Annotated in this window: 17 protein-coding genes; 10 read left to right on the plus strand and 7 right to left on the minus strand. The window is 61.9% G+C overall.

Features of this window, described 5'->3' with window-relative positions; all coding sequences use genetic code 11:
• Window positions 1-136: 136 nt before the first annotated feature.
• The 3 genes from PLANPX_RS01415 to PLANPX_RS01425 form a co-directional block, all read right to left on the minus strand.
• The gene (locus PLANPX_RS01415) at window positions 137-1,561 is read right to left on the minus strand and encodes a cation:proton antiporter (RefSeq protein WP_152097001.1); all 1,425 of its coding nucleotides are present in this window, start codon (window positions 1,559-1,561) and stop codon (window positions 137-139) included.
• 106 nt (window positions 1,562-1,667) lie between these two features.
• Window positions 1,668-2,000 (minus strand): type II toxin-antitoxin system PemK/MazF family toxin, encoded by a 333-nt coding sequence (locus PLANPX_RS01420; protein ID WP_152097002.1) that lies wholly within the window; start codon window positions 1,998-2,000, stop codon window positions 1,668-1,670.
• Entirely contained in the window at window positions 1,978-2,184 is a 207-nt protein-coding gene (locus tag PLANPX_RS01425; protein WP_152097003.1) for a hypothetical protein, read from the minus strand. Before PLANPX_RS01425 ends, PLANPX_RS01420 begins: the two co-directional genes overlap by 23 nt.
• Before the next feature lie 174 nt (window positions 2,185-2,358).
• Between PLANPX_RS01425 and PLANPX_RS01430 the strand changes: the two genes are divergently transcribed.
• The 6 genes from PLANPX_RS01430 to PLANPX_RS01455 all read left to right on the plus strand — a co-directional run bounded on the left by PLANPX_RS01430 (window position 2,359) and on the right by PLANPX_RS01455 (window position 7,718).
• Window positions 2,359-2,607 carry a PLDc N-terminal domain-containing protein gene (locus tag PLANPX_RS01430; RefSeq protein WP_152097004.1) on the plus strand — a complete coding sequence of 83 codons (249 nt, stop codon included), beginning with the start codon at window positions 2,359-2,361 and terminating at the stop codon, window positions 2,605-2,607.
• On the plus strand, window positions 2,579-4,258 hold the full coding sequence (locus PLANPX_RS01435) for an alpha-keto acid decarboxylase family protein (protein WP_152097005.1): 1,680 nt from the start codon (window positions 2,579-2,581) through the stop codon (window positions 4,256-4,258). The genes PLANPX_RS01430 and PLANPX_RS01435 overlap by 29 nt, the downstream gene beginning before the upstream one ends.
• 38 nt (window positions 4,259-4,296) lie before the next feature.
• The gene (locus tag PLANPX_RS01440; protein ID WP_152097006.1) at window positions 4,297-5,199 is read left to right on the plus strand and encodes a type II CAAX prenyl endopeptidase Rce1 family protein; all 903 of its coding nucleotides are present in this window, start codon (window positions 4,297-4,299) and stop codon (window positions 5,197-5,199) included.
• Between the two features lie 180 nt (window positions 5,200-5,379).
• Window positions 5,380-5,973, plus strand: a complete 594-nt coding sequence (locus PLANPX_RS01445) for a hypothetical protein (protein ID WP_152097007.1) — start codon at window positions 5,380-5,382, stop codon at window positions 5,971-5,973.
• Window positions 5,974-6,220: 247 nt separating this feature from the next.
• The gene (locus tag PLANPX_RS01450) at window positions 6,221-7,312 is read left to right on the plus strand and encodes a DUF1559 domain-containing protein (RefSeq protein WP_152101758.1); all 1,092 of its coding nucleotides are present in this window, start codon (window positions 6,221-6,223) and stop codon (window positions 7,310-7,312) included.
• A 28-nt stretch (window positions 7,313-7,340) separates the two neighbouring features.
• Window positions 7,341-7,718 carry a hypothetical protein gene (locus PLANPX_RS01455; RefSeq protein WP_152097008.1) on the plus strand — a complete coding sequence of 126 codons (378 nt, stop codon included), beginning with the start codon at window positions 7,341-7,343 and terminating at the stop codon, window positions 7,716-7,718.
• 158 nt (window positions 7,719-7,876) lie between these two features.
• Here the strand turns inward: PLANPX_RS01455 and glnA are convergent, their stop codons facing one another.
• Both glnA and PLANPX_RS01465 read right to left on the minus strand, forming a co-directional pair.
• Complete coding sequence (glnA, locus tag PLANPX_RS01460; RefSeq protein ID WP_152101759.1) at window positions 7,877-9,289, minus strand: type I glutamate--ammonia ligase; 1,413 nt, start codon at window positions 9,287-9,289, stop codon at window positions 7,877-7,879.
• 389 nt (window positions 9,290-9,678) lie between these two features.
• The gene (locus PLANPX_RS01465; protein ID WP_152097009.1) at window positions 9,679-10,668 is read right to left on the minus strand and encodes a glutamine synthetase beta-grasp domain-containing protein; all 990 of its coding nucleotides are present in this window, start codon (window positions 10,666-10,668) and stop codon (window positions 9,679-9,681) included.
• A 646-nt stretch (window positions 10,669-11,314) separates the two neighbouring features.
• On the opposite strand from PLANPX_RS01465, the gene PLANPX_RS01470 reads away from it, so the two are divergent.
• Complete coding sequence (locus tag PLANPX_RS01470; RefSeq protein WP_152097010.1) at window positions 11,315-12,211, plus strand: serine/threonine protein kinase; 897 nt, start codon at window positions 11,315-11,317, stop codon at window positions 12,209-12,211.
• Window positions 12,212-12,612: 401 nt separating this feature from the next.
• On the opposite strand, the gene PLANPX_RS01475 is transcribed toward PLANPX_RS01470, so the two are convergent.
• Together PLANPX_RS01475 and PLANPX_RS01480 are read right to left on the minus strand one after the other, a co-directional pair.
• Entirely contained in the window at window positions 12,613-14,925 is a 2,313-nt protein-coding gene (locus PLANPX_RS01475; RefSeq protein WP_152097011.1) for a tyrosine-protein kinase domain-containing protein, read from the minus strand.
• A 279-nt stretch (window positions 14,926-15,204) separates the two neighbouring features.
• The gene (locus PLANPX_RS01480; protein WP_152097012.1) at window positions 15,205-16,167 is read right to left on the minus strand and encodes an exosortase/archaeosortase family protein; all 963 of its coding nucleotides are present in this window, start codon (window positions 16,165-16,167) and stop codon (window positions 15,205-15,207) included.
• Window positions 16,168-16,899: 732 nt separating this feature from the next.
• Here PLANPX_RS01480 and PLANPX_RS01485 point away from each other — a divergent pair.
• The 3 genes from PLANPX_RS01485 (at window position 16,900) to PLANPX_RS01495 (ending at window position 20,138) form a co-directional block, all read left to right on the plus strand.
• Window positions 16,900-17,958, plus strand: coding sequence for a polysaccharide biosynthesis/export family protein (locus tag PLANPX_RS01485; protein WP_152097013.1), 1,059 nt, complete (start codon window positions 16,900-16,902; stop codon window positions 17,956-17,958).
• 146 nt (window positions 17,959-18,104) lie between these two features.
• Window positions 18,105-19,184, plus strand: coding sequence for a hypothetical protein (locus PLANPX_RS01490; protein ID WP_152097014.1), 1,080 nt, complete (start codon window positions 18,105-18,107; stop codon window positions 19,182-19,184).
• Window positions 19,185-19,412: 228 nt separating this feature from the next.
• A complete protein-coding gene (locus PLANPX_RS01495; protein ID WP_152097015.1) occupies window positions 19,413-20,138 on the plus strand; it encodes a metallophosphoesterase family protein in 726 nt (241 codons plus the stop codon).
• Window positions 20,139-20,212 lie beyond the last annotated feature (74 nt).

The raw sequence follows: 20,212 nt of genomic DNA on the forward strand, positions 1-20,212 counted from the left end.
ATACAAAAACTTAGGAACCGCCGATGAACGCAAATGAACGCAAATAATTATCTGCGTTCATTTGCGTTTATCGGCGGTTCAATGCATTCCTTCGTGGCCTTCTCGTCGTGCTCTTTGTGTCGTCGTGGTTAGCTTCTTAAGCTGCCGCCGGTTGCGGCTTCAAGTCGTAGTTGCCGCCGGTGATGAGGTGCAGGATCGGCGTCGTGGCGATCGTCGTCACGAGGGCCATGATCACCATCATCGCGAACAGCGTCGGCGAAATGACGCCCATTTCGAGGCCGATGTTGAGCACCACAAGCTCCATCAGGCCGCGGGTGTTCATCAGGATGCCGAGGGCCGAGGCCATTCTCCAATTCAGGCCGGTCATCTTCGCGGCGGCGAGCGTGCCGCCGAACTTGCCGAGGGTGGCGATCAGGATGATGCCGCCGCAGACGAGCCAATCGTTCCAGCCCTGCACGAGGCCGATTTCGGTCCGCATGCCGGTGAAGGCGAAGAACGCGGGGAGCAGCAAGATTTTGACCATGTCTTCCATCTTGTGCTGCAGGTCGCGGGCGACGTCGCTTTCGTGCGGAATGATGGCGCCGAGGAGGAAGGCGCCGAAGATCGCGTGAATGCCGATCCACTCGGCCGCGAGGGCCGACAGCAGCAGGGCGATCAGCACGCAGACCGTCATGCCCTGCTTCGGCGCCTGGCCGGTGGCTTGCCCGAAGAACCGCGTCGCTAGCGGTCGCACGACGATGAACATGACGGCAATGTAACCAAGCGCCATCGCCACCGTTTGCACGGCGCCGCCAACCGCAGACTGGGCGATGCCGACGACGAACGCCAACAGGCACCACGCGGTGACGTCGTCGGTCGCCGCGCAACTGAGCGCGACGACGCCGAGGTCGGTCTTGTCCATCTTGCGATCGGTGAGAATCCGCGCCAGCACCGGGAATGCGGTAATCGACATCGCGATGCCCATGAAGAGCGCGAAGCTGGTAAACGGCACGTTGGCCGGGGCGAGGCTGCGGAATAGAAACAGCGCTAGGATCGACCCCAGGCAGAACGGCGCGACGATGCTAGCGTGCGAGATCGCCACGGTCGAATGGGCGTGCGAGCGGAGCAGACCCGAGTTCAACTCCAGGCCGACCAGGAACATATAGAGGATGACGCCCAACTGGGCGATGATTCCCAGGTACGGGCCGACTTCAGCGGGCAGGACGAACTGCATCGCCTCGGGCGAAATCCGCCCCAGCAGCGACGGGCCGAGCATGATGCCGGCGACCATTTCGCCAATGACCTGCGGCTGGCCGAAGTAACGAAAGAGCCAGCCAAGCGCGTTGCCGGCGACGATGATCGCCGCCAATGCGATCAGCACGTGCATGATCGCGTGCGGCTTGGCGCCGACCGCTTTGCCGGTGACGGCGGCCGTTTCGGGGGGCGCCATCGCTTCGCCGAAGTGCCGTACGATGAGGAACAGGCCGAACGTGCCGCCGATCATCAGGGCGTAGCCGAGGACCAGTTTCCAGGTAGAGCCGTGCGAAGGGCTCGAATCAAAGGCGGTGGCGTTGCTGTTCATCGGCAGGTCGAGCCCCAGGGAAAGCGTTGAGGCGGCCCGGAGAATGGGCCCAAATGGCGGGATATTTACCCTCCCGTCATGGCCCAAAATAGCGAGCGCGTCAAGGTCAGCCAGCGTCCAACTGGCGGAACCCCAGCCACGCCAGCACGGCGTTTTCGACCTCCCGCAGCTGATCTGCGGGAAGCCCACCCAAGCGGCGCAGGAGTTTCGCCGTCGGGATCGTCACCAGGTTCTGCGCGTCGAACACGCCAGGTTTGAGAAAGGCGACGCTGGACGGGACTTCGAATCGGGAGCTGCGCGGCGACGTGGTATGAGCGACGAGCGTGACCAGCGCCCGGTCTGCATCGTCTGCAGGCACGCTTAACGCCAAGCAAGGGCGAACCTTGGCGGCATAGCCAAGATCGACGAGCCAGATTTCACCGCGCTGGACGCTCGGCATCTTGCTCCTCGCGTTCGTCTAGCGACAGGAACGTGGCCTCAGCGGCGCGCGTCAGCTCCTCGTCCGCCAGCGGCGCCGTCTCCCACTGCGAGGTGCGGCGAAAAATCTCGCCCGCTACCAGCCGCTGCTCCGCTTCTGGCAGGATATCGAACGATTTCAAGATGTCTTGCGCTGAAGACGACATGGCCGAACACTCGTGACGTAGCGGGGCTCCGGAACATTCCGGAACGCCTACGCTCAATTCTAGTCGCTGCGATCGCGCCGGTGTAGATCGCTGCAATTGGCCTGAATCGTGGCAATTCTTGCCTTCCGCGGACGAATCCGTGATAGCGGATACAACCAGCCCGGAGATTAAAAAATGGAATTCTTGTGCGTCCTGCCGTTCATGTTCCTCGGCATTGTCGCGACGGCGTTCTGGATCTGGATGCTGGTCGACTGTTTGACCAATGAATCGAGCGAGGGAAATGATAAGCTTATCTGGGTGTTGGTGATCGTGCTGGCCAACGGGCTTGGAGCCCTCATCTACTTTTTCGTTCGGCGTCCGCAGCGCGAGGAAGAACGCCGGATGGAGAATCCGCATGCCGACGAACGCTTCCCCCGCAACTGACGCCGACCGTCCCTCGATTGGCGAATATCTCCTACAACGACTCCAAGATTACGGCATCGCTGATTGCTTCGGCATTCCGGGCGACTACATCTTGTCGTTTTATACGATGCTCGAGGCGAGCCCGATCAATGCGATCGGCTGCACGCGTGAAGATTGCGCGGGGTTCGCCGCGGATGCATATGCTCGCGTGAGCGGGATGAGCGCGCTCTGTGTTACCTACTGCGTCGGCGGCTTGAGTGTTTGCAACTCGATCGCCGGCGCCTACGCCGAGAAGTCGCCGGTGGTGATGATCACCGGCTCGCCGGGGCTGCGGGAGCGGATTCACAACCCCCTGCTCCACCACATGGTGCGGAACTTTCGGACGCAGTACGACGTGTTCGAGAAGCTGACCGTCGCGGGGACGGAACTCGACGACCCTGAAACGGCGTTCCGTGAAATCGATCGCGTGCTCGCGGCGTGTCAGCGGTTCAAGCGGCCGGTGTACATCGAGATCCCCCGCGACATGGTTCACGTGCGGCCGGAGGTGCGGCCGCTCTATTCGAGCCCGATTCCCCCGAGCGATCCGCGGGCGCTCGACGAAGCGGTGGAAGAGGCGGCGCAGCGGATCGAGAAGGCTCGGCAGCCGGTGCTGCTGCTGGGGGTGGAGATTCACCGGTTCGGGCTGCAGGATCTCGCGATCAAGTTGGCCGAGCAGGCGAAGATTCCGATCGCGGCGACGATGCTCGGCAAGGGCGTCGTCGAAGAGACGCACCCGCTCTACATGGGGCTGTATGAGGGGGGCATCGGCCGGCCGGAGATCACGCAGTACGTCGAAGCGAGCGACTGCGTCGTGATGCTTGGCACGTTCATGACCGATATCAACCTCGGCATCTACACGGCGGAACTCGACATCGGCGATTGCATCTACGCGACGAGCGAGCAGCTGCGGATTCGTCATCATCATTACCGCGACGTGAAGCTTGAAGATTTCATTAAGCGGCTCGTCGAGCGCGGCATCAAACGGCAGAAGCCGCAACCGCCGGCGCCGACCGAGTGGAAACCCGAGCCGTTCAAACTGCAGCCGCAGGATCCGATCAGCATCATGCGGCTGATGCGGCGGATTGACGAGCAACTCGACGACGGGACGATCGTTATCGCCGACGTGGGCGATTCGCTGTTCGCGTCGACGGAGCTCACGACGCACAATCGTACGGAGTTCATCGCGCCGGCTTATTACACGTCGATGGGGTTCGCCGTGCCGGCGGCGCTGGGCGCTCAAACGGCCCGGCCGAACGCCCGCGTGCTCGCGATCGTCGGCGACGGCGCCTTCCAGATGACCGGCATGGAATTGTCGACGATCGTGCGTCGCAAGCAGCCAGTGATCGTCATCGTGCTCAACAACGGCGGCTACGGCACCGAGCGACTGCTCCACCCGGGCGAGTTCGAGTTCAACGACGTCCACGGTTGGCAGTACGAGAGGCTGCCGGAAGTTTTGAATGGCGGGACTGGCTACCTGGTGCGGACGGAAGGTGAGTTTGACGCAGCGCTCACCGCGGCGTGGAACGATCGCAGCGGGCCGAGCATTCTGCATGTGATTCTCGACGAGCACGACAAGAGTCGAGCGCTGGCGAAGCTGGCGGAGATGATGCAGAAGACGGTGGTGCAGCAGTGAGCGAGGGGGCGAGGGGGGCGAGCGCGGGCAGCGTGTTGTTGCGGCTGGCCATTGGAGCAACCCTCGGCTTCGGGATCGCTGCGGGGGCCGACCCGCATACGCAATTCCTGCGCGTGGTGGCTGACTTCGAGGTTCCGCCGGGCGCGCTGCGGATGACGCTCGCTGTGCTAGTGCTCGGCGCGTTTTTCTTTGCAGGGGGACTTTGGGCGGCGCGACGGCGGCGTTTCGCCTCAAGCGCTCCAACGACGGCTGCGGGCCGGCCAAAGCTGCGACGAGCCCAGCGACGCGCTGGATTTCGCGCCCTCTTGTGGCAGGTCATGCTCAGCGGCTGGCTTGCGCTCGCCTACCCAGAGCAATGGACGTGGCCGACGGTGGGACTGAAAACTGGAGTCTCCCTCGCTGTCAGTGCGATCGCAGGGATGCTCGTGTACGGCGCATTGGTCGCGATTTTGACTGGCGTGATCCACGTCTGCGGCGACCCCGGTAGATTTCTCGACGGATCGGTGAGCACGATGGCGGCTCTCGTTCCCCGCGGGCAGGCGCAGAAGGCGATGACTTGGATTGCGTTCTGTCTCTTTAATCCGGTTATCGAAGAACTGCTGTTCCGCGGCGTGTTGGTTTACCAAACGTCGCTGGTGCTTGGATCTCTTTGGTTGCCGATTCTCGTGGGGCTCTTGGTGAACATCGGCAATCATTGGTATCAGGGCCGGCGATCGATGCTGCTGCATGTGCCGTTCTTCGCCATCGCGGTTGCCCTGCTCTTCAGTCCGCTCGGCTTGGCGGGGGCCATCGGCTTTCACATTGCCGGCGACGTCGTGCCGATGGCGTTGGTTCGCAGGCAACTGCGGCAGTTCCGCGAGCGGCATTGGCGGGTAGGCACCTCAACGAGAAGCAATATCCAACAGCAAGCTGTCGAAGTTGCTCACAACGCCAACCTGTGAGGTCCCCTCCCCTTGAGGGGGAGGGTTAGGGAGGGGTGACTGAAGCGGGTACCAACGTTCCACCCCCTCCCCAGCCCTCCCCTCAAGGGGGAGGGAGCCAGAGTATTCTTCAATAATGGCGCCCCGCAAAATGTCCACTAGAATGCCCGTCGTTTTCGCAGGCCACGCGAGGTTACGTCCATGGATGAACAAACTGCCAAGATTGTCATTGCCGCCGGCGGATGCGTCGGCGTCCTGTTTTGGCTGACGGCAATCGGCCTCTACCGCAAGCTGGCCGCGGCGGAGAATCCGCGGCGTTTCGAATCGATCGTGAAAGGCCGCCAGCCGGCTGAAACGATCGACTCGCTGCTGCAGCAGGGGCAACTTTTTAGCCCGCAGGCGCGGCTGGAGCGGATCGCTGGCAATCGGCTCGCCGTTCAGCAGATGGGCGTTAGGTTGGAACTTGAGGCGTCGGGGCAAGGGAGCGACACGCGGCTCGCCGCGACGGTGGACGATTCAACCCTAACGCACCGATTTCAGTTGGGCCTGGGGGCGTTCGTGCTGATCGTAATGCCGATCGTCATCGGCGGCGTTGTGGCAGCGCTATGGCACCTGGTGGCCCCAAGCGACAAGTTGGCGGTCCGTTGGCAGACGCTGCAGGTTCTGCAGATTGCTCACGTGCTGTGGCCGCCATTTTTGATCTACTTTATTTGGCGGCGGCTCCACGATCAGGCGGGGAATGCGGCGGCGAATCTCACGACGTTGGCGTCGGCCGCGCCTGGCTCCCGTGAATAGATACTCACTTCGCAACCGACGCCGCGGGGCGACCTGCGGAGTGCGCATAACAGCGTGCGCGAACGCGCATAGGGAGGTGCGCGATTTGTGACTAGAATAGGCGAGTCCAGGCACTAGTCGACCCGCGCCGCAAGTGATCGCCCCGGCAGGCGAATTCGCAGCGGCGAGGACTACGTTGCATTGAAACTAGGGGTCATCCTCCTCGGCGGCAATTGCTTTGCCCTCCACGAAAAGGACTCGTACTGCCATGCCTCGCCATGCCACGTTGGCGCGCGCTCTGCGTCGTCGCGCCTTTCGGGCGTTCACCCTCGTCGAGCTGTTGGTGGTGATCGCCATCATCGGCGTGCTGGTTTCCCTGCTGCTTCCAGCGGTGCAGGCGGCGCGTGAAGCGGCGCGGCGGATGAACTGCCAGAGCAACCAGAAGAACTTTGCGCTGGCGGTGATCAATTACGAGAATGCGAAGAAGCAGCTTCCAGCTGCCATGGGGGAAGGCGTATTAGCTGGCAGAAACAAAACAGAGTTTTTGCCGTATCAGGGACCGCAGCTTAGTTGGCATATTCAGGTTCTGCCGTATATGGAACTGCAAAGCCTGTATTCGCAGTTCAAAATCGACGGCACGACTTCAATTTTCAACCAAAGCGATCAGACGCGGCCGGAAGAATCGCAGCCGGCAGTAATGCTTTGCCCAAGCGACTCGGCGTTTGGACGCTTCTACTCAGACCCGGACTTCACGTCGGGCCTCGGCGGCGTACGAAAGGTGGCTAAAGGCAATTACGTTGCCTACGCCGGGCCCGAACATATGAACTCAGCTCATGTTTTCCCCGGAACGATCAACACGGTCGGGAATGAACTTCGGCAAGTGAGCGATGGCACATCGCAAACGATTATGATTACAGAAGTTCGCACCCGGGATGTGCCTGAGGATCAGCGAGGCGCCTGGGCGCTCGCTTGGCCAGGGAGTAGCTGCATCGCGCTTGATCTCCACAGCGGACCGCTCGGGACCAGTTGGACTGCCTCCGGAAGACCGGACGTGCCGTACATTCCAAGCACCAAGCAGCAAGATCTCGACTACTCCAATCCGCCTAATAGCTTTGGCGGCGGCGTTTATAGCGCCGATAAGTTGCGCAAATGCCCTGATTCCGCTGGCGCTGATATCGAGCGAATGTCCTGCGATTCCGCTAACGAATCTTGGGGGTCCGCCGCTCCGCGAAGCCTTCACCCTGGCGGCGTCAACAGTGCGCACGTCGACGGCAGCGTCCACTGGCTATCGAACGACGTGAACGTGACGCTGCTGGGAGCCATGATCTGCATCAACGACGGCGTCCTGCCGACTGAATAATCCCCAGGGACTTGGGAGAGCTGTATCTATGAAGGCCGTACTTTCGACGGGCGCCGTCGTGATTGGCGTATTACTGTTAGCGACGAGTTTGGTGTGGGGGCTCGTTTTCCCCGCATCGGCGGGCTGGACCGAGGAGAAGAGCTTGAGGCTCAGGGATCTTAAAGCCCGCGCCCATGTGCTCAGCAGTCAGAACGCGGCGGCAAGCGACAAGCCAAGTATGCACGGCGGGGAGAATGGCGCCGACAAGAAGGCCGAGTACGACAAAGTTAGGGCGGAACTTGAAGCACTGGACGCGGAACTCCAGGGCAAAATCGAAGCGCCAGAAGCGGCCGCGTCGATTCTTCGCTACTCTGGCATCGCGTTTGTCATCGCTGGCGCGCTTGCCGTCTACACGAGCAAGGGATAGAGCAACAGCATTTTCCGGATTCAACTGCTGATAGGAAACGGGCCGCTCGCGATTGAGCGGCCCGTTTTGTTTTTCGATCCACAAGACGCGCGACAGCGTCGCGACCGTCCTTCCGTCGCAGTCGGGAACTGCGAACATGCCAGAATCGATCGAACTCGTTAGATGTCGTAGTACAAGCAGAACTCGTACGGGTGCGGCCGGAGCGCGAGGGCCTGCACTTCGTTCTTCTTCTTGTACCAGATCCACGTGTTGATCACGTCCTGCGTGAAGACGTCCCCTCGCAGCAGGAACTCGTGGTCCTTTGCCAGCGCGTCGAGCGCTTCGCCGAGCGAGCCTGGCGTCGTCGGCACCTTGGCGAGTTCTTCCGGCTCGAGATCGTAGATGTCTTTGTCGAGCGGATCGCCGGGGTGGATCTTGTTTTGGATGCCGTCGAGCGCGGCCATCATCAGCGCGGAGAAGGCGAGGTAGGGGTTGCTGCTCGGGTCGGGGCAGCGGAATTCGATCCGCTTCGCCTTCGGGCTCGGGCTGTACATCGGGATGCGGCAGGCGGCCGAGCGGTTGCGCTGCGAGTAGGCGAGGTTGACCGGCGCCTCGAAGCCGGGGACGAGCCGCTTGTAGCTATTGGTCGTCGGGCAGGCGAACGCGAGCAGCGCCGGGGCGTGGGCCAGGATGCCGCCGATGGCGTAGATCGCTTCGTCGCTGAGGCCGGCGTATCCGTTGCCGGCGAACAGCGGGTGGTCGCCCTTCCAGAACGAGATGTGCGTGTGCATCCCCGAGCCGTTGTCGCTGAAGAGCGGCTTCGGCATGAAGGTGACCGTCTTGCCGTGCCGGCGGGCGACGTTCTTGACGATGTACTTGTACATGCACATGTTGTCGGCCATCGTCAGCAGATCGTTGTACTTGAGGTCGATCTCCGACTGGCCGGCGGTGGCGACTTCGTGATGCTGCGCTTCGACGTCCATGCCGCAGTCGATCATCGTCTGCATCATTTCATTGCGGATGTCCATCAACTGGTCCGCCGGCGGGCACGGGAAGTAGCCTTCCTTGTGCCGCAGTTTGTAGCCGAGGTTCGGGTTCTCGTCGGTCCCGCGATTCCATTCGCCTTCGGCGCTGTCGATGAAGAAGAAGCCGCAGTTGGGCGTCTGATCGAAGCGGATGTCGTCGAAGATGAAGAACTCGGCCTCGGGGCCGATGTAGCAGGTGTCGGCGACGCCGGTGCTCTTCAGGTAGTTGACCGCCTTGCGGGCGACGTTGCGCGGGTCGCGCGAATAGTCTTCGCGGGTGATCGGATCTTGGATGTTGCAGATCATCGAGAGGGTCGGCAGCTGCACGAACGGATCGATGATGGCCGTCTCGGCCTGCGGCACGAGCAGCATGTCGCTCTCGTTGATCGCCTGCCAGCCGCGGATGCTCGAGCCGTCGAAGCCGAGGCCGTCCTCGAAGACTTCCATTTCCAGCTTGCTCACCGGAATGGTGAAGTGCTGCCACAGCCCGGGGAAGTCCATAAAGCGGAGATCGACGGCTTTGACGCCACGTTCACGGCAGAGGGCGAGGACGTCTTGCGGGGTCATCATCTTTGTTCCTGTCGATGAGTGCGTGGGAAATGCGGGGATGTTTAACCACGAAACACACGAAATGAACGAAAGGAAGAAATGAAGTCAAATCACGCTAACAAGTCGTGAGGTATCACTCAGGTCTTTTTCGTTTCTTTCATGTGTTTCGTGGTTAACGCATTTGCCTTTGTATTTATGACGGAGGCGTCGAGACCGGACGGCGTGGCGGTCCGGCTAGGGGGCGTCTTGATCTCTTAAGCTTACCTTGCGAACGGCCGTTCCAACGCCGCACACGATACAAAAGAAAACCCCGCTTCGCCACCAGGACGAAGCGGGGTTCGACTTTTCAATTTCGTCAGGAAGCGGCCGAATTCAGGCCATTCGTGACGAGGCTAGCAGCCGCTCGATTAGGAGCGGAGCGTCGCCAGGATGCGGGCCGTGACCTTGTACGGGTCGGCGTTCGAAGCCGGACGACGATCCTCAAGGTAACCCTTCCAGCCATTCTGGGCGGTGACGATCGGAATGCGGATCGACGAACCGCGATCGCTCACGCCGTAGCTGAACTTGTTGATCGACTGCGTTTCGTGCAGACCGGTGAGGCGTTGGTCGTTGTCCGAACCGTACGAAGCGATGTGCGATTCGTGTTGACCGCGGAACTTCTCGCAGATGCTCTTGATGAACTCCTCGCCGCCTTGTTCGCGGATCGGGGTGTTCGAGAAGTTGGTGTGCATGCCGCTGCCGTTCCAGTCGCCCTTGACGGGCTTCGGGTGGAGCTCGACGACGATGTCGTACTTCTCGGCAATGCGTTGGAGCAGGTAGCGAGCAATCCAGGCGTCGTCGCAGGCCTTCTTGGCGCCCTTGCCGAACAGCTGGTATTCCCACTGGCCCTTCATCACTTCGGCGTTGATGCCGGTGACCGACAGGCCCGCTTCGAGGCAGGCGTCGAGGTGCTCTTCGACCAAGTCGCGGCCGACGCAGTTCTTGATGCCGACCGAGCAGTAGTACGGACCTTGCGGAGCCGGGTAGCCGTCCTTGGGGAAGCCGAGGGGCTTGCCGTCCTTGGTCAGCGTATATTCTTGCTCGAAGCCGAGCCACAGATCGCTGTCGTCTTCGAAGCTGCCGCGGAGGTTGCTCGGGTGAATCGAGCCATCCGGCGAGAGGACTTCGCACATGACGAGCGAAGCGTTCTTGCGGAGCGGATCCTTGACGATCCGGACTGGCTTCAGCAGGCAGTCGGAGGAGCGGCCTTCAGCTTGTTGGGTGCTGGAGCCGTCGAAGTTCCAACCCGGGCATTCCTCGGGGGTCTTCGGCTCGCTGTCGACGATCTTCGTCTTGCTGCGCAGGTTCGGCTCGGGCTTGTAACCGTCCAACCACAGGTACTCAAGTTTGTAGGCCATTTCCTAAACTCGCTCCTCACGATGACTGGGGACTTCTGACGGGCATCCATCCACTAAAAGTAAGCGTCATCCATCCGAACGCCCGAGGGCGTTTGCGCTGACGACGGCATTTTGACTCGGGAATCTGCTTCGAGAGCGACCGCGCCGTCGCTGCCAAGACTCAACATCGTACGGCGTTCAACTGCGGCTCGCTAGGCGCCGAACTAGGGGTTCCCCGTTCGGCAGATCGCGATTTTCCAGCAGCGAAGCGCCCACGAAACAGGTCGTGAACAGCGCACGGCTCGACAAGCAAACACGACCGCGCTGCACCCCTGAACCCGGCCAAGCGGGTGGGGAAACAAGTACAGAATGGATGGTCCGCCTATCGCATCTCGGCCAGGCCGCGTCTTGCGCGGTATTTGGCCGAAGGGGGCTAAAGCAAGCGCTGCGCCAATTCTTGCCTTCTCCTGGCTGTTCGACGTAAAGTAATGGATCAGAATCGGTTAGGATGATTGCTCTCGCGGGCAGGTCGATCAGCCGAAGCTTGCGTTGCCCAGCCGGGCGGCAATCGGTGCCCTGGCACTAGGCATCCCCGACTGGCGGGGTGGATGGCTATCCAGGCTGTTCAAACACTATTCGTCGTTCATTCGCTTGTTGCAGACGCCTCATGTCGGCTCCTGAACCCCGCCGTCTGAAGTTCATTCCGACCGCCGCCACCTTTCGGCTCGGCGAGCCGCTGGGCGTGGGCGCCGTGGGGACTGTCTATCGGGCGGAGAGCGACGATGTTCCGTCCCCTGCGGCCGTGAAGGTGCTGCACCCTCATATCGCTCACGACGACACGGTCGTCGACCGCTTCCAGCGTGAAATCGTCATTATGGAGCGGCTGAACCACCCCCACATCGTCCGCCACTACGGCGGCGGGATGATGGATGGCCGGTTCTTTTATGCGATGGAGCTATTGAAAAACGGTTCGCTGAGCGACCTCATCAAACGGACCGGTCCCCTCCCCTGGCCGCTCGCCGCTCTCTACACGGCGCAGATCGCCTCGGCACTGCAACATGCCCATAACCATGGGATTATTCACCGCGATCTCAAGCCGACGAACCTGTTCTTCGGCGACGACGGTCGCGTGATCCTCGGCGACTTCGGCATCGCGCGCGACACGCACGACGCCGACGGCACCGACCCGGGCCGTACGGTGGGCACCTACGCCTACATGTCGCCCGAGCAGATTTGCGCTGACGGCGAGATCACCGGCAAGGCCGACCTCTATGCGCTCGGCTGCGTCCTCTACGAAATGCTGTCGGGCAAGCCGCCGTTCAAGGGGGCGAACTTCGCCCAGATTTGGGATCAGCACTTACGCGCCGTGCCTGCGAGCTTGCGCGAGCAAGGGATGGAGTGCCCGGAATGGCTCGAGCACCTGGTGATGCAGTTGCTGGAGAAGGAGCGTGATGCGCGGCCGTTCAACGCTCGCGCGGTGCAAGGTTTTTTGCGAGATCACCTCGAAGACGAGTTTGGTCGCGAGTATGCGGAAGTGATTCGCGGGCGTTTTGCTGCGCCATAGCCCCGGACGAGGGCGTTCGCATTCGAACGCTGCAGGCGTTCCATCTTCCAGCCCGGGGTTGATCGCGCAGCGATCTACCCCGGGAAATGGTTCTCCACGCCGCAACCCTCCAAGGGTTGCATCGGTCGCGGGATGCATGCTTGACGGAGGGGCTTCAACCCTTACAGGGTTGTGATAGAAATCACGGGCGGCTACCCAGGGTAGATGGCTTTCGCAATCAACCCTGGGCTGGAGGACGAAACCCCGTTGGGGTTTTAATGCCGAAACGAGATCTACATAGGATCGACGCTACGCTTAACAATACCCGCTCTCGGAATTGTGTTAGCGCAAAAAAAGGCGCCGAGTCGAATTGAATCGACTCGGCGCCTGCGAACTTCACTTAGCCTCGACGAGGCTGAGACTTAGATCTCGTTCTTCACCGTCAACCGCGGCGCCGAGCTGTAGGCGCCGGTTTGGTGGAGGCGAACCACCCGGCGGTCGGCCTTCAACGGCATGCCGTTGACTACCGAACCGAGGACTCGCACGCCCATGCCCTTAAGCATCTCGACCGCCTTGTAGACCTTGCGGATCTCGCTGTGGTCACGCAGCACGGTGAGGACCGCTCCGTCGATGTACTGGCCGAGCGACAAGCTGTCGCTGATGCCCAGGACCGGCGGGGCGTCGATGACGATGAAGTCGAACTGATCGCGAAGCTTCTCGAAAATCGCCTGCGGCTGATCGGTCGCCAACGCATGGATGGCGTCGGCGTTGCAGACGCCGGCGGTCAGCAGGTAGAGGCCTTCGTTGTTCGTCGGCTTGATCGCGTCGACCAGGTCGATCTCCGAGCGAAGGACTTCGCTGAAGCCGTCTTCGATCGGCATGCTGAACAACTTGTGGAGGGCCGGGGCGCGCAAGTCGCCGTCGACGAGCAGCGTCCGGCGGCCAGCGCGGGCGAAGCTCAAAGCGAGACTGCTGGCGACGACCGTGTTGCCTTCCATCGTTCCCGAGCTCGTCACCATGATCACCTGGCGGCCCGCGGCCGCGGCGTCGTGCATAAGCGTAGCCCGTACGTTGTCGATCGCTTCGGCGACCTGCGTCGCGACCAGGCTGGAGCCGGTGAGGGCCTTCAGCGAGGTCGACGGGAGGATGCCGAGTACGCGAACTCCCAGGCCTTCGTCGATATCGGCGGCGCCGTTGAGGCGACGATGGCGGAAGTCAAGCAAGGCGACGCCGTAGCAGGTGAGCGCCATGGCGACCAACCCGCCCATGCCGGCGATGGCGACGCGTTGCAGCTTGTTGTCACTGGGAAGGCGGGTCGCCTTCTGCATGACCGTCACTTTGTCGAAATCGGAGACGCCGCCCGCCCGTTCTTGGCGTTCGCGAGCTTCGTTCATGACTTGCCACTGCAGCACCTTCTCCTGCAGGCTGCCGGCAATCTGCTTTTCGCTGTCGATGTTCGCTTCGAGCATTTCGTGCTGAGGGTCGCGTACGCCCAGAGCGAGGAGCTTCGTGCGAGCCGCATCCAGTTCCTTTTGGTACTTGGCGATGCTGGTTTCGATCGACTTAAAGCGAATGTTGTACTCGACGATGGCCGACCGCAGCGCTTCGTTCGGCATCTTCGAGATTTTGTCTCGCAGCGTCCGCTCCGCTTCGGCTTGCTGCTGAGCCATCTGGGTTTCGATCTGTTGGATATTGGCCCGCAGCTGCTTGATTTGCGAGCTATTCGGATTCTTGGAAGTCGAAAGCTTCGATTGCAGGTCCGACTGCAATTGGAACAGCTTCTCCTTGTACATGTTGATCGAGGGGTCTTTCTCCAACTCCATGGCGACAGCCTGGTCGACGAGCGTCCGGCTGTTGGCGCCTTCGACGGCGAGTTGCTTGAAAACTTCGAGGTTGACCTTGTCTTCCTGGGCCTTCGCGAGGAGATTCTCGGTGTTCTTAATCTCGTTCATGAGCTGCGGGATTTCGACGTCTTCCCGCTGCGTGCCCATTTTCGCGGATTGCTCTTTCAGGTCGTTGAGTCGCGTTTCCAGCCGCTTGTTCGTGTCGCTGAGTACCTGACGCAAGTCGGCCTGGGTGCTGGCCGCCAGCAAGCGATCCTGCAACAGAACCTTTTCCTGATACGCCTTCACGACGGCGTCGACCACCTTGACCATCTGGTCGGCGTCTTCTTCGCCCTCGTAGCGGACTTCGAGAATTTCGCCGTCGCCCGGGAACGTCACGCGGAGTTCGTCGGTGAGCCAGTTGATTTCCTGGCCCTGGTGAGCGCGAACGGCGTCGAGATTGGCGATGTCCCCCTGCTGCAGCACGGCGTCGAGCACGAGCGGACTTTTGAGCAGCGTGAGATGATTCATCGCTTGACGTTGAACGTCTTGCGGCGTCAATCGCTCGGATTGATTGTCGAACACGTCGCTGCCGAGCTTCGAGCGGACCTTCAAGTAGGCCGTGATGGTCGAGGTTTCCGGGAAGGCCCACCACAGAGCGCCCGCGGCGCCGGCGCCGACGAGCAGGCCCATCAGGATGGCCATGAGCCACCGCCGGCGAAGGCAGTGGGTCATCCAGGTTTGGTTGAACCCGCCGGTGAGAATCTCCGGACCGCGGGGAGCGAAGCCGCCGAACGTCGCCGGGACGTTGCTGGGGGCCGGCGACGCAACCAAGGCTCGCGACGGCGAAGCCTCGGGGGCGGGAGGATAGATCACCTCGGACTCGGAAATATCTGCGCCATCTCTAGCCATCGAGTGCCTCTCTAAAAACGATACCGACGTTGAGCGAAGATGCGTGGGCGATGCAGAAAAGCCGTCAATCAACCAACGCCGTCACCGTAAGGTTTGTTCGACGGCGTCTGCTTGTGTTACTGCGTTGCGTCCTGCCCGGAGAAGCAATCGCCGGACCAGTGGGGCCGCTCTTGCCGTTCTGCCGGGAAATCAGCCTGTTTTCGCCTGCCGGGGGGGCGCCGGCGGTTGTCTCCGGGCAACGCTGGGGTTGCCCGAACGCAACATGCCAGCACAGCCGTTCTAAGCGGTTGCCGCTCCGTACGGTGCAAACGCATCGTCGTCGATCGGAATCGTCAGCCGCGACAGGATGGCCAATTCAATCCAGAGCAATCCCAGGCCGATCGGCATCATCGCCAAGCCGGCCCAGTGGTGAACGAGATCAACGAGCCACGGGGTGTCTTGCCCGAAAGCCATGTACAGTAGCGCGGTCGAGACGATGCGGATGACGTTGCTAGCGAGCGCGATGGGGATGGCGCTCAGCAGGATCACCAATTTGTCCCACCAGGGGCGGTCAATAATCATGACCAGCGCCACGCTCATCGCCCCGAAAATCGTCAACATCCGCAATCCGCTGCACGCCTCGGCGACTTGCAGCGGTTCTTTCAACGTGTCGACCAGGATGGTATTGCCCATCCGCGAAGCGCTGACGCCGAGCGTTTGCAGCGTCCAGGTGCTGAGAATCGACGCCCAGGTCTGCAGCTTCATCAGCAATGTGTTTTCCACGAGCGACGGCAGCGGGTACATGAACAGCAGGAACGCGACCGGCAGCCACGCCCAGCGGAACATCGACTTACCGCCGATAAGCAGGCAAACGCCGAGCAAAGCCCCGATAAAGCTGAGCCGCTCGAAGTTGTTGAAGTCGAAGTACGCCGAGAAAACCCGCAGTCCCAGGCTGGCGGCGAGCACGCCGACGCCGATCCACCGCTCCACTGGCGCCGCTTCCGTCAGCGGCCGCCGACGGATCCAGAACAAGTAGGCGGCGAAGAAGGGAATGATGTACCCGTGGGAGTACATATCTTTCACCCAAGACGTCGCGGTGAAAGCGAGCATGTTGAAATAAGCGGCGACCAGCGTCGCCACCAAGGCGCCGAAAATGATCCAGGCGGTCTGGGCGTCGTGCGCCGACAGGGGCTGCGAGTCGTCGTAGTCGAAATCGCTGAAATTGCCGCGGGGATTCAGGTTTCGCGAAGCAGCGGTGCTCATAGCAAAAAAGTCGCTTAATTGATTCGTGAAGTAAGGAGACTTCTCAGCAGCTGCTGCGAAGCTTGGGCGTCAGAACGAGCGACGAAGTTCAACGCAAAAACCGGCTGGAAACTTGCCCCATCCTTGCGACGAACGTCGCCCGCCGGTCGTGAACTGCATCGAAAATAAGATCGCGCTCTAGAACCCAAAATACGCGGGTTCTACAGAAGTGTCAAATCTCTGGAGCCCTTGGCGGCACTCGCTATCCCCTTGGAATGTAAGGGACTTACGTCTCGGTGAGGGTCGCGCCGATCGTGCCGTTCGCAGCGGCGCGACGGCTCCGATTTCGGGACTGCGGCGAGTCCTTTCATCTTCCCATGCAAAGGCGAGTTTGTTGTGAGCGCTCGTCGCTTGTGGGAGGCGTCTCCGACGCCGATTTCGCTCACAACTCCCTATAGCGACGCGGTGCCGGTCGCGGCATCGGCGTCGGAGACGCCTCCCACAAATCCACTTGCGACCCATTTCACAAGTCATCTTGGGCGGCGGATGCTGGCGATGCTGTCACGCCGTAACCGGCAAAATCGTTACTTCCTGCCAGATTTCCGCCAATGAGGGCAAAGTCGGTGTGAAGCTCTTCCGATTATATGCATTGTAACTGTCACGTAAGCGGCTCCGCGCCGCGGTTCGTCCTATTGAGCGGACGGCCGCGGGAACCGATGCCGCCAGCGATCTTTTCTTTGCGGGAACTGACAAATGATGGCTTGCCACCGAACTCGTCGCGGCATCGCTTGGCTGCTGATCGCCTACCAGGCGGCCCTCACCGGCTGCACGGCGTTCATGGAGCCCCGCAACCCGGTCCCGGTGACGGCCCCCGAGGCTCCGCCGACGAGCCCCGTGCCGCGCGAACTCGAGAAAGTGACTCTCCCGCGCTACGTCATCGAACCGCCGGACATCCTACTGGTCGAAGGCGTCAAGCTGGTGCCGAAGTCGCCGCACCGGATTGAAACCTTCGACGTGCTGCTGATCCGCGTGATCGGCGCCTTCCCGGAACAGCCGATCGACAACACCTACAACGTCGACGCCGACGGCACCGTCAACCTTGGCCCCACCTACGGACGCATCCCCGTCGTGGGGCAGACGATCGAGGAAGCCGAAGACGAAATTCGCGACCAACTGTCGAAAGTTCTCACCGACGTCGACGTCTCGGTCTCGCTCGTCGCCTCCGCTGGCGCTCAGGCGATTACCGGACAGCATCTCGTCGCGATGGACGGTCGCATTAACCTGGGCACCTACGGCTCCGTCTATGTGGCGGGCATGACGCTCGAAGAAGCCCGCGCTGCGATCGAAACGAAGCTTGGCGAGAAGCTCGAAGAGCCTGAAGTCTTCGTCGACGTCCTCGCCTACAACAGCAAGGTCTACTACATCATCACGCAAGGCGCCGGCCTGGGCGACGACGTCACTCGCCAACCGATCACCGGCAACGAGACGGTCATCGACGCGGTGGCGGCTCTCGGCGGCATCTCGCAAGTCTCGTCGACCAAGATGTGGATCGCCCGCCCCGCCCCGAACGGCGTCGGCTGCGAGCAGATCTTGCCGATTCAATGGAACGACATCGCTCAGGGCGCCTCGACGGCGACGAACTACCAGCTCATGCCTGGCGACCGGTTGTTCATCGCCCAAGATCGCCTGACCAATTTCAACACGGTCGTCAACAAGCTGCTTAATCCGTTCGAACGCATCTTCGGCTTCGTCTCCCTCGGCACCTCGATGGCGAACCGTATCGTCCGCTTCGGCTTGGCGAATACGTTCTAGCCGCTGGCCCCGCGAGGGGCGTGCAAATCGAACCGCGGCTGTTTGACCTGAACTCATCACTAACGGCATACGCAAACCGGATCGCCTGAAGACGAACTGCTCGCTGCAATTCGCCATCGCCTCCGGGCTCCACAGGAAGTGACGCCATGTCTCCTCGATTGAAACTTCAATCCGTCGCCAAGCCGCTGCTCCTGGCCGGAGCGCTCTGGAGCGCCGGGCTGGCGACTCCCGCTGGCGCCGTCGGGCATGGCGGAAACCGTCCGCAAACGCCGCCGCCGTGCGGGCCGGACGGGGTCTGCGTGCCGAACATTCCCACCTATGGTTGGTATCAAACGCGGTGGCGGACGTTCCCTGGCGATGCCAAGGGAGTGACTCCCGACCAAGTGAAGAAGCAAGAAGAGAAGGACGAACAGGCGGAGTCGATGACCGGTCCGCGGACGCCAACGCCCGCGGAAGAAGGAACGATCACTCGGGAACGGCCTAAGCGCGCCGGGCAACCGGCCGCTGAAGGGGGGCCCGTTCCCGATCCGAACGAGGACATCCGCAATCTGCCTGGTCTGCCGCCGCTGCCAGGTCCTGGGGACGCCGCGCCGGCGCCCGCCGGGCCAGCCGGCCCTGCCGGGGAAGCGGCGCCGGCGCCTGCCGGCGGTTTGCCGCTCGGCCCGGCTGGTCAGCCAGCGCCCGCCGGCACGGAACCGGATAGCGGCGGCAGCAATCCGCTCGATCCGTTTGGCTCGGCGCCGCCCGCGCCGCCCTGGTTGTCGCAATCGATGACCAACCCGGCGGCTGGCGAGCTCGTTCAACTGCCGTACGTTCAGCAGGCCGGCGGCCAAGCGGGCGGCCAGGTCGTGCAACCGGTCGACAACATCGAACCGGTGCTCGACGGTCCGAATCTCCGCGGCGATGACGCGCCGCCGGCGTTGCCGCCGGCTTTGCAACGGCTGTCTGGCATTCGCTCGCCGGCTGGCCAGGGCGCCGTCGTCGTCGCTCCGGCCTTGCCGCCGGCCCTCGCGCCGACGCGCACTGCCATGGCTCAACCGAGCAGCGTCCAAGCGAAGCCAGCCGCTGGTCCGGCATCGCTGCAGCCGTCGCGTTACATCCAGCAAGCCAGCGCCGTCGTTCCAGTCGGCGGGCAGATGGTGAGCCCGATGGGGACGATGGACGCCGCAACCGCGGGCCAAGGCGCCCAACAAGCGATCTACATCGAAGCGGGCGTCGTGAAGTAAGGCTTCGCCCGCGGAGTGGAAACCGCACCATCCTGCGGACTGGCCGCTTAAGCGACCAGTCCAATGCGGCTTCTATATCGTCTGCCGTTTAAGCTCAATCGACCGCCACGCCATCGCCGTGTTCGCACAGCGATGGCGTCTTCATGCGCCGCCGCCTATCCTACAGAGACCAGACGCCCAGCGGCGTCCTCGTCTCACTTCTAGCACGGCAGCCGGGGCAGCATCGCGATGAGTTCTTCCACAGGCCGGGTGATCGCCATCGGCGACGTCCATGGCTGCGTCCACGCGCTTGACGCGGTGCTCGACGCGATCGCGCCGACCGCCGCCGACGAGATCGTGCTACTCGGCGACATGATCGACAACGGCCGCGAGTCGAAGGAAGTCCTCGACCGCATTCTCAAGCTCCAGCAGCAATGCCGCGTGGTGCTCATCGAAGGGAACCACGAAGAGATGATGCTGCGGGCCCGCGCGAACGAGGCCGACCTCAATTACTGGATGAACTGCGGCGGCGCGGTGACGCTGACGTCGTACCACTTTCCTGGTCGGCTGAAAGATATCCCCGACGCTCACTGGCAACTTATCGAGTCGTGCGTGCCGTACTATGAGACGGCCGACGACATCTTCACGCACGCCAACTACTTGCCTGAACTTCCGATGAGCGAACAGCCGCCGCACGAACTGCGGTGGACGCTGTTCGAACCGCAAGAAGTCCGCCCCCACTTCTCCGGCAAGCGCGTGACGGTTGGCCACACCGAACAGCGCAACGGCGAGATCCTCGATCTCGGGTACGCCGCCTGCATCGACACCGCCTGCTGGCGCTACGGCTGGCTGACGGCGCTCGACCGCACGACGGGCGAAATCTGGCAAGCGAGCAAGTGGGGCGTGATGCGCGAAGCAGGCGAGGAAGTGCACCGCGAGAAGCTTGGCGAACTTATCGGGACGCGTGTTCTGTAAATTCCACGCACGCTTAGCTTTTTTGTAAGGAAGCGTACGAGCGAAGGTTAATCGGTCGCCTTAAGTAAAACTTT

Source organism: Lacipirellula parvula, from assembly GCF_009177095.1.
GTDB classification, from domain to species: domain Bacteria; phylum Planctomycetota; class Planctomycetia; order Pirellulales; family Lacipirellulaceae; genus Lacipirellula; species Lacipirellula parvula.

Bases quoted from the DNA above. Each gene is read 5' to 3' on its own strand.
- glnA (WP_152101759.1), bottom strand. From the start codon at position 9,289: ATGACCCCGCAAGACGTCCTCGCCCTCTGCCGTGAACGTGGCGTCAAA.
- PLANPX_RS01465 (WP_152097009.1), bottom strand. From the start codon at position 10,668: ATGGCCTACAAACTTGAGTACCTGTGGTTGGACGGTTACAAGCCCGAG.
- PLANPX_RS01475 (WP_152097011.1), bottom strand. From the start codon at position 14,925: ATGGCTAGAGATGGCGCAGATATTTCCGAGTCCGAGGTGATCTATCCT.
- PLANPX_RS01450 (WP_152101758.1), top strand. From the start codon at position 6,221: ATGCCTCGCCATGCCACGTTGGCGCGCGCTCTGCGTCGTCGCGCCTTT.
- PLANPX_RS01470 (WP_152097010.1), top strand. From the start codon at position 11,315: ATGTCGGCTCCTGAACCCCGCCGTCTGAAGTTCATTCCGACCGCCGCC.
- PLANPX_RS01455 (WP_152097008.1), top strand. From the start codon at position 7,341: ATGAAGGCCGTACTTTCGACGGGCGCCGTCGTGATTGGCGTATTACTG.
- PLANPX_RS01420 (WP_152097002.1), bottom strand. From the start codon at position 2,000: ATGCCGAGCGTCCAGCGCGGTGAAATCTGGCTCGTCGATCTTGGCTAT.
- PLANPX_RS01480 (WP_152097012.1), bottom strand. From the start codon at position 16,167: ATGAGCACCGCTGCTTCGCGAAACCTGAATCCCCGCGGCAATTTCAGC.
- PLANPX_RS01490 (WP_152097014.1), top strand. From the start codon at position 18,105: ATGTCTCCTCGATTGAAACTTCAATCCGTCGCCAAGCCGCTGCTCCTG.
- PLANPX_RS01435 (WP_152097005.1), top strand. From the start codon at position 2,579: ATGCCGACGAACGCTTCCCCCGCAACTGACGCCGACCGTCCCTCGATT.
- PLANPX_RS01445 (WP_152097007.1), top strand. From the start codon at position 5,380: ATGGATGAACAAACTGCCAAGATTGTCATTGCCGCCGGCGGATGCGTC.
- PLANPX_RS01425 (WP_152097003.1), bottom strand. From the start codon at position 2,184: ATGTCGTCTTCAGCGCAAGACATCTTGAAATCGTTCGATATCCTGCCA.
- PLANPX_RS01495 (WP_152097015.1), top strand. From the start codon at position 19,413: ATGAGTTCTTCCACAGGCCGGGTGATCGCCATCGGCGACGTCCATGGC.
- PLANPX_RS01415 (WP_152097001.1), bottom strand. From the start codon at position 1,561: ATGAACAGCAACGCCACCGCCTTTGATTCGAGCCCTTCGCACGGCTCT.
- PLANPX_RS01430 (WP_152097004.1), top strand. From the start codon at position 2,359: ATGGAATTCTTGTGCGTCCTGCCGTTCATGTTCCTCGGCATTGTCGCG.
- PLANPX_RS01485 (WP_152097013.1), top strand. From the start codon at position 16,900: ATGATGGCTTGCCACCGAACTCGTCGCGGCATCGCTTGGCTGCTGATC.